Here is a 7,941-nt window from a genome sequence, read left to right on the forward strand (position 1 = left end):
GCCCTCGCTCGCGAGGTGCGCCTGTGCGGCCGTGATCTCCGGGTCGCTGACGGCGACCGCGGTGCCGCCGGTGTTGCGGATCCCCGGCAGCGCCTTCGGCGCGTTGACCGGGTTGCCGATGCGGATCGCGGTCGCGCGGGTCTCCACCTCCTCCCAGCGACGGATCTCGTCGTTCCCCTCCGTTATCGCCTCCACCATCGGCGCGGCACCCTCGGCCTGAACGCCCGTCAGCTTCGGGACGTCGTCGACATCGAGCGCGGCTGCCTGGACGAGCTCGCGGAACCCTTTATATAATGCCGACGTGTTCCCGGCGTTGCCGACCGGGAGAACGATCCGGTCGGGATACGTGCCGTAGTCGGCGTGGAACTCCTCTAAGATCTCGAAGCCGATGGTCTTCTGGCCCTCCAGGCGGAACGGGTTCAGCGAGTTGAGCAGGTACGCCTCGCCGCGCGCCGCCAGCTCCTGAACGATGTCGAGACAGGCGTCGAAGTTGCCGTCGACTTCGAGGATGCGCGCGCCGTGAAGGCTCGCCTGCGCGACCTTCCCCGCCGCGACTTTGCCCTGCGGCAGGAGGACGAGCGTCTGCATGCCGCCGCGACCGCCGTAGGCCGCGAGCGCGGCCGAGGTGTTCCCGGTGGAGGCACACGCGAGCGCGTCGACGCCGAGCTCCTTCGCGACGCGGACGCCGACGGTCATCCCGCGGTCCTTGAACGAGCCGGTGGGGTTCATCCCCTCGTGTTTGATCCGGAGCGCGTCGACACCGACCGCCTCCTCGATCCGCGGGACGCGGTGGAGTGGGGTGCCGCCCTCGGGGAGCGTCACGCCGAGGTCGAACGGGAGCGCCTCGCGGTAGCGCCAGACGCCGCGGTCGGGACCCGAGGTGGACGCGCCCGCGCCGAACTCGTCGAACGTGGGCGGGTCGTCGTAACGGACCTCCAGCAGACCGTCGCATTCGTCGCAGGTGTACCGGACATCCTCGAACGGGGCGAACGTCTCGCCGCAAGCGATACAGGCGAGCCAGGTCCCGTCGTCCGCACAGGCCGGGACATCGGGGGCGGCGGCGTCGATGGCGAGGCTCATTGTGTCACCGTCGGTTGCGCCGCCTCTTAAGCCGGGCGATGGGGTCGGACGTTGCCAGCCGCGGGCGGTGGAGTAGGCGTCGCCAGCCGCGGGACCGACGGCCGCTCAGTCGACGATGATCTCCGAGTCGGAGCCGCCGTCGGCGTCGTCGGTGCCGCTCATCTCCGTCTGGTACCGGTCGATCCAATCGGCGAAACATTCGGGACAGAGCCGCTGAGTGTCGATGTTCGCCCGGTCGACGCTGAGCCGGACGGTGCGCGCGAGGGCGTCCGTCGTCGGCTCGCCACAGGCCTCACAGGGGTCGGTCGTCGGCGCGTCGCTCATACCGACCGCTCGTGGGCGGATCCCTTAAAAACACGCCACGGGCGGCCGCGGACCGCGGAGTTCGGGTGCGACGACCGAGTCGGTGTGACGATCAAATCGGTATGGCCATCACATCGGTATGACGGCCGGGTCGGGAGCGTGTTCCGCTCACGTCGTCCGGAACGCCCGGTCGCCGGCGTCGCCGAGCCCGGGGACGATGAACCCGTCCTCGTCGAGGTGGTCGTCGATGGCGACCGTCAGCAGGTCCGCGTCGGGCACCTCCTCGCCGACACGGACGAGTCCGTCGGGCGCGGAGACGGCGGAGAGCACGAACAAGTCCTCGTAATCGTCCGCCTCGGCGAGGATATGCTCGAGGACGGCACACATCGTCGACCCCGTCGCGAGCATCGGGTCGGCGACGATCACGGTGTCGTCCGGGCCGATCTCCGGGAGCTTCACGTAGTCGATAGTGATCGGGAACTCGCCGTCGTCGTTCATTCCGGCCTCCTCGTCGCGACCGGCGGAGATGACGCCCTGTTTCGCGCGGGGGAACGCCTTCAACAGCCCCTCGACGAACGGTGTCGCCGCCCGGAGCACGTTGACGATGACGACATCGTCCATCCCCTTGACGCGCTCGCCGGTCGTCTCGGCGAGGGGCGTCCGAACCGGCACGTACTCGGTTCCCATCGCGCCGTCGATGATCTCGTACCCGCAGATCCGGCCGAGCTTCACCAGCCCCTTTCGGAAGGCGACCTGCTCGGTCGAGACGTCACGGAGCCGCGAGAGGGTGTCCTTCGCCAGCGCATGCGTGACGAGATAGGCGTCGTCTCGGTCTTCGATCGTCATTACCGGAGGGGGGTCCGCGGGCGTCTTAAAAGGTGATCACGCATCGGCGTCGACCTGATCACGCGTCGGCATCGACCTGATCACGCGTCAGCGTCGACCTGATCACGCGTCGGCATCGACCTGATCACGCGGAGGTGTCGGGACGAGCCGATACGTTGATACGGTCGCATCGCTCACCCGCAGGCATGTTCGACCTCGTATCCGTCTCCGCCGTCGGTATCGTCGGATCGATGGCGACCCTCCTGATGGTCGTCGCAATGTTGTACATGGTCTGGCTCGCTCTCGGCGACGAGACCCACCAGCCGAGCCCGGACACCGGGAACGAGCCGGAGCCCGTCGACGAGTAGCCGATCGAGAGGACGCACGGTTGACGTGGCGTGCTATCGCGCCTGATACACGGACGGGGGAACTTATACTCGTCCGTTACGTACCAGACGACAACCAATGGAAGAGAGCATCTCCGGGTTCAAACAACGCGGAGACTGGGGCGACATCGTCGAGCACGGCGAGCGGATCACGCTCGCGCTCCGGGAGGCCGACATCGACGGCGACGCCTTCCACGAGTTCGACGACTGGCGCCCGAAGACGCACGAACGGATCGACGAGGACGTCTCCGAGAAGACCGCCGAACAGGCCTCGGTGAGCGAGGGGAACGGCGAGAAGGCGGGAAAGACCCCCGGCGACGACCTCCAGACCGCCGGCGAGAAGCTCACGGAGTCGTACGAGAAGGTCGAAGACGACGACACCGAAGGGGCGATAGAGCGCTGGAGCGAGTCGATCGACCACGTCGCGCGCGCCGCCGACTCCGCCGGCCGGAAGGCGATCCGGAAGGTCGAGGACACGGTGTACCGGAAGGTGATGACGCAGGTCGCGCCGTACTACTTCGACAACGAGCTGGTTAGCGCGAACGTCACCGAGGTCGGTCGCGGCGACGACGGGGAGACGTTCGAGTTCGAGGTGAACGTCAACGACGACGAGCTCAAAGACGAGGTGCGATCGATCCTCGAGGAGTACGAGTCGGAGATCGACCGATGGCACGTCGAGACCGAGAAGCGGACCGAGGACGTCGCGGCGGCCGAGGGGGTCGAACCGCCCGAGGAGGAGGGCGGCCCGGAGTCGACGATGACCTGAGATGGGCGGACCGGTGCGGATCGAGGCGGGCGAGCACACCGCCGACGAGATCATCGACCTATTGGAGACGGGTCACCGCGTACTCATCGGCGTCGAGGTCGCCGGCTCCGTCCAGGACGTGGTGCTCCGGTACGACGGGGAGACGTACCACTGTGACACGCCGACGAGTCTCCATCGACACACCGAGGAGTCGGAGATGCGCGGCTGTCTCGCTCGGATGGGCTACGCCGCGGAGGACTGAGCTTTAACCTCGACACCGCCAACGTGGGGGTATGGCCGAGTCAGACAGCGAGCGGTCCGACGGCGAGCAGCCCGACATCGACGACCTCGTCGGCGACATCTCACCCCCGTTCGACCACGTCCTCTCCTGTGTGTTCGGCGTCCGGGACCACGAGAGCCGTACGTACCTGACGCTTCTCGACTACCCGGGAAGCACCGTGAGCGAGCTCGCGGACGCGCTCGACAGGGACCGATCGAACGTGAACCGGTCGCTGTCGACGCTTCGCGAGAAGGGGCTGATCGAGCGCCGCCGTCGCCTCCTCGATTCCGGAGGGTACGTGTATCAGTACACCGCGGTTCCCGTGCCGGAGGCGAAACAGATGCTCCACGAGGCGCTCGACGAGTGGGTCGAAGGAGTACACGAGTCGATCTCGCGGTTCGACCCGGATAACACGGAGTAGCGGCCCTCTGGCGTCAGTCCTCAGGCTTCGATCGTTGCGGAACGATCGCCGCTCGCCGCTCGCCGAGCGTCGAGCGTCGCGGGTTAGTCGGCGCGGTCCGGCTCCGTCGTGTCGGGGCCCGCTTTCTCGTCCCCGTCCTCGTCCTCGCCCGCGGTGAGCCCGTCGTCCTCCGGCCGGTCGAGCGCCCGCGGCGCGTCGTGGTGATCCGAGTAGCCGTCGAACCAGCGAACGATACGCTCGATCCGGTCGACGATGTGGGCGGGTTCGCCGGAGCGAGACAGCTCGTGGCCCTCACGTGGGTACCGCACGAACCGGGTGTCGACCCCGTTCTTCCGGAGGATGCGATGGTACAGTTCGGCCGTACAGATCGGGGTTCGCGTGTCGTCCTCGGAGTGGATCAGTAGGGTCGGGGTGTCGACCGCGTCGGCGTGGCCGGTCGGCGACTGCTCCCAGAGCCAGCCGGGTTCGGCGGAGGGAACGGTGTCGAAGTCGCCCTCCAGCAGTTTGTACGCACCGTCGGTCGAGCCGTAAAATCCGGTGAGGTCGTACACGCCGCGCTGGGCGACGGCGGCGCGGAACCGGTCGCTCCGCCCGACCGCCCACGCCGTCATGAAGCCGCCGAAGGAGCCGCCGGTGACGAACACGTTCTCCTCGTCGATCGGGTAGTCCTCGAGCACCGTGTCGACGCCAGTCTCCACGTCCGCGAGCGTCACGTCGCCCCAATCGCGCTCGATCGCTTGCAGGAACGCCTCGCCGTAGCCGGCGGAGCCGCGCGGGTTCGACCAGAACACGACGTAGCCGCGGGCGGCGAGCGTCTGGAACTCGTGCCACATCGTTCCCGCAGTCGTCCACATGGCGTGGGGACCGCCGTGGATCTCGACCGCGAGCGGGTAGGTCTCACGTCCGTCCCCGTCATCACCGGTGCCTACCGAGGCGTCCGTCTGGTCGAACCCGGGTGGTGTGAGCACCCACCCCTGGATCTCGACACCGTCGGACGCGAAGCGTATCTCCTCCGGTTCCCCGACGTAGCGGTCGGCGAGGAACCCCGCGTTCAACTCGGTCAGTCGAGTCGTCTCCTCGTCTCCGGCGTCGAACAGGAACACGTCGCCGGGGTGGTCCCACTCGCTGAGCGCGACCGCGAGGCTACCCTCGTCGCTCGCGTTCGAACCGCCGACGGTCGCCCCCGCGACCGCGCCGCGACGGAAGCGACGCTCCGGGTCGGCACTGCCGTCCGCGGGGACGCGCCACAGCGCCGTCCGGCCCTCGTCAGGGGTAGCGAAGTAGAGCGCCTCGTCGTCGGGGCCCCACTGTGGACTCGCCTCGTACCCCAAGCCGCGGTCGAGCCCGTCGGTGAGCGATCGGACCTCGTCGCTCGCGCGGGCGAGGAGGTGGAGATCGCTCTGGTTCATCGACGCCTGGTCGGGGTCGGTGTGGGTGAACGCGACGCGGCCGTCCGCGGTCGCCGCGAGCGACGCGCCCCAGCCGGTGGTGGTGTGGACGCGTTCGACCGTATCGGTGGCGAGGTCGTGGGCGTGGATCGCGATCTCGTAGGAGTCGTCGGGATCCTCGCCGACCGACTCGGTGTAGTACAGCGTGTTCGGGTCACCCCACTCCGGTGCGGCGAAGTCGGCGTCGCGGTCGGTCACGCGCACGACGGCCGACGACTCGCCAGCGTCGTCATCGGGGTGGTTCGCTCGTCCTCCGTCATCGTCTCCCGGTCGTTCGCCCGCGGTTCCTCCCGTGGCGTCGGCGGCGATCCCATCAGCGGCGACCCCATCAGCGGCGACCCCATCGACGACGGCGTCGGCATCGACGACGTACACGCCCGGTCGGCGACCGTCGAAGTATGACTGATTGGATCGGTACACCGTCCGGTCGATCACGCGCGGGTCGGGGTGCTCCTCGGGTTCGTACTCCTCGGGAACCGACAGGTCTCGGTCCGCCTCGCGGTCCGCGGCGGTGACCGACTGGGTGAAGGCGATCCGGTCGCCGTCGGGCGACCACGCGATCCCGGAGACGCCGCCGACGACGTCCGTGACCTGTCGGGCTTCCCCGCCGTCGGTCGGGAGGACCCACAACTGTTGACGGTCGTCGTCGGCTCCGCGTGTCGAGGTGAACGCGAGCCGGTCGCCGGAGGGGCCCCACCGAGGCTCGGCGTCGACGCCCTCCGCGAGTGTGAGCCGGCGGGGATCGCTCTCGCCGTCCGCGTCGACGGCGTACACCGTCGATTCGTAGGTGTCATCGCCGTTCGGCTGTCGGCGGAGGAAGGCGACCCGGTCGCCGTCCGGGGAGATCCGGGGGTCCGCCGGCTTCGCGATGTCGTGATACGCGGCCGCTGTGACGCGTTCCATACGGCTCCGTCATCCTCCGGATTCAAAAGCCGTCGGGAGCCGGAAGTCGGCGGGTCGATCCCCGTCGTCAAGCGCCGGCGGGTCAGTTCCCGTTGTCGAACGCCAGTGAGACGTCGTCGTCGACGGTCGCGGCCGCCGCACACACCGGGTGTTCGAACTCGGCTCCGAGGAGCTCGGTCGCGGCCGCGTCGGCGTCGGTCGCGATGAGGTCGTACGGTTCGGGCGCGTTCTTCTCGTAGGTGGCGACGAGAGTCGGCGAGTCGACGGAGTCGACGAGCAGCGCGTCACGACGGACGATCCCGATCGTCGCCGCGTCCGCGCCGACGACGCCGGCGATCCGGGGCGTGTCGTAGTCGTCCTTCTCGAAGTCGAGCGAGAGCAGCGCGGTTGCGAGCGCGTCACGAGCGGGATAGCCGAGCGCCGCCTTCTCCGCGATCGGGTCGACGTGCGATCCGTTGCCGACGACCGCCAATGACTCGCCAGCCGGTGTCTCGATCGCGCGAACGCAGTTGTAGGAGACGTACGGATTGTCGGTCGGAGGGGCGTCCGGCGTCGGTGCGACCGTCAGCGTCCCGTCGCGGGCGACCACACGGCGGTTCGGGAACGAGCGGGAGGAGACGCGATACGCGCCGATGCCGGGTGCGACGACGACGAACCGTCCAAGGTACATACACGGAGCTGGTTAGTGAAACCGCTAAAACGCATCGATCGATCCACGTTCGGCGATCGTTTTAACGGGCAAGGTACGTGGTGTGGACGATGTGGGCGATGTGGACGGCACGGACAACGAGCAGCACGGACAGCGAACGTCACGGACGGCGTGAACGGCACGAACGGTGTGAGTGAACAGGCGGCGTGAACGGACCCCCGTCGGAGGCTGTGATCAAGTGTCACGGCGAGCGTGACGCGCAACGCTTACAAACACGCACGGAGTACCGATGATGCGCACAGTCCATTGGGGTAGTGGCCAATCCTGAAGCCTTCTGGGGGCTTCGACCCTGGTTCGAATCCAGGATGGACTATTCTTCGGTCCGGTGTCGATCGGTCGACGACCTTCGACTGGTAAACGTCGGAGTTCGCATCGAGTTATTCTTTCAGGTGGAACTATCTCCCCGTCACGTCTATCGGTTTGGAGGCGAAGCGAAGGGGTGTACGTTCGACGGAGAACACGCGGGAGCAGGTTCGCTGTTAGCCGACCCGCCAAGCGGATGCCCTCACTTCTCGACGTCGAGCAGCGCGACGCGCTCGTGGACGACGGCCGGCAGGTCGCCGAGTGTCGCCGCGAGCTCGCGGTCGGTGATATCGTAGTACTCGCGAACCGACGGCTCGTCGAACCGCCCGAGCGTCGGTTCGGACGTCACTGCCGAGGAGAGCCGATCGACGGCCGCGTCGAGGTCGGCCGACGAGCGCGCCGCGTTCGGGACGTCGCCGAAGTCGGCGGCGACGAGGACGACCCGGTTCTCGCCGAGCGAGACGCCCATCCGGAGCGCCCGGTCGATCTGTCGGCGACCGGCAGCGTACAGGAGTATCTCGACGCCGGGATCGCGAGC

10 protein-coding genes and 1 tRNA gene are annotated in these 7,941 nt (G+C 68.1%); 5 read left to right on the forward strand and 6 right to left on the reverse strand.

What is annotated here, in order from left to right:
* The 3 genes from thrC to upp form a co-directional block, all read right to left on the reverse strand.
* Positions 1–1,080: threonine synthase (gene thrC, locus ACFQEU_RS08290; RefSeq protein WP_379781090.1), on the reverse strand; the 1,080-nt coding region annotated here is incomplete at its 3' end.
* Positions 1,081–1,185: 105 nt separating this feature from the next.
* Positions 1,186–1,404: a DUF7569 family protein gene (locus tag ACFQEU_RS08295; RefSeq protein WP_379781092.1), complete on the reverse strand. Its 219-nt coding sequence runs from the start codon at positions 1,402–1,404 to the stop codon at positions 1,186–1,188.
* A gap of 147 nt (positions 1,405–1,551) precedes the next feature.
* Positions 1,552–2,229 carry a uracil phosphoribosyltransferase gene (gene upp / locus ACFQEU_RS08300; RefSeq protein WP_379781094.1) on the reverse strand — a complete coding sequence of 226 codons (678 nt, stop codon included), beginning with the start codon at positions 2,227–2,229 and terminating at the stop codon, positions 1,552–1,554.
* Positions 2,230–2,414: 185 nt separating this feature from the next.
* On the opposite strand from upp, the gene ACFQEU_RS08305 reads away from it, so the two are divergent.
* From ACFQEU_RS08305 to ACFQEU_RS08320, 4 genes are all read left to right on the forward strand, one after another.
* A complete protein-coding gene (locus ACFQEU_RS08305; protein ID WP_379781096.1) occupies positions 2,415–2,576 on the forward strand; it encodes a hypothetical protein in 162 nt (53 codons plus the stop codon).
* 97 nt (positions 2,577–2,673) lie between these two features.
* Entirely contained in the window at positions 2,674–3,360 is a 687-nt protein-coding gene (locus ACFQEU_RS08310; RefSeq protein ID WP_379781098.1) for a DUF5828 family protein, read from the forward strand.
* A gap of 1 nt (position 3,361) precedes the next feature.
* On the forward strand, positions 3,362–3,601 hold the full coding sequence (locus tag ACFQEU_RS08315; protein WP_379781100.1) for a hypothetical protein: 240 nt from the start codon (positions 3,362–3,364) through the stop codon (positions 3,599–3,601).
* Between the two features lie 31 nt (positions 3,602–3,632).
* Entirely contained in the window at positions 3,633–4,040 is a 408-nt protein-coding gene (locus ACFQEU_RS08320) for a helix-turn-helix domain-containing protein (protein ID WP_379781102.1), read from the forward strand.
* A gap of 83 nt (positions 4,041–4,123) precedes the next feature.
* On the opposite strand, the gene ACFQEU_RS08325 is transcribed toward ACFQEU_RS08320, so the two are convergent.
* A complete protein-coding gene (locus ACFQEU_RS08325) occupies positions 4,124–6,391 on the reverse strand; it encodes a S9 family peptidase (RefSeq protein WP_379781104.1) in 2,268 nt (755 codons plus the stop codon).
* Positions 6,392–6,473: 82 nt separating this feature from the next.
* Positions 6,474–7,061, reverse strand: coding sequence for an IMP cyclohydrolase (locus ACFQEU_RS08330; RefSeq protein ID WP_379781106.1), 588 nt, complete (start codon positions 7,059–7,061; stop codon positions 6,474–6,476).
* A 279-nt stretch (positions 7,062–7,340) separates the two neighbouring features.
* Between ACFQEU_RS08330 and ACFQEU_RS08335 the strand changes: the two genes are divergently transcribed.
* A tRNA-Gln gene (locus ACFQEU_RS08335) sits at positions 7,341–7,413 on the forward strand.
* A 192-nt stretch (positions 7,414–7,605) separates the two neighbouring features.
* On the opposite strand, the gene cgi121 is transcribed toward ACFQEU_RS08335, so the two are convergent.
* Positions 7,606–7,941: KEOPS complex subunit Cgi121 (gene cgi121, locus ACFQEU_RS08340; RefSeq protein WP_379781108.1), on the reverse strand; the 336-nt coding region annotated here is incomplete at its 5' end.

The organism is Halorubrum tibetense (genome assembly GCF_042661865.1).
GTDB lineage: Archaea > Halobacteriota > Halobacteria > Halobacteriales > Haloferacaceae > Halorubrum > Halorubrum tibetense.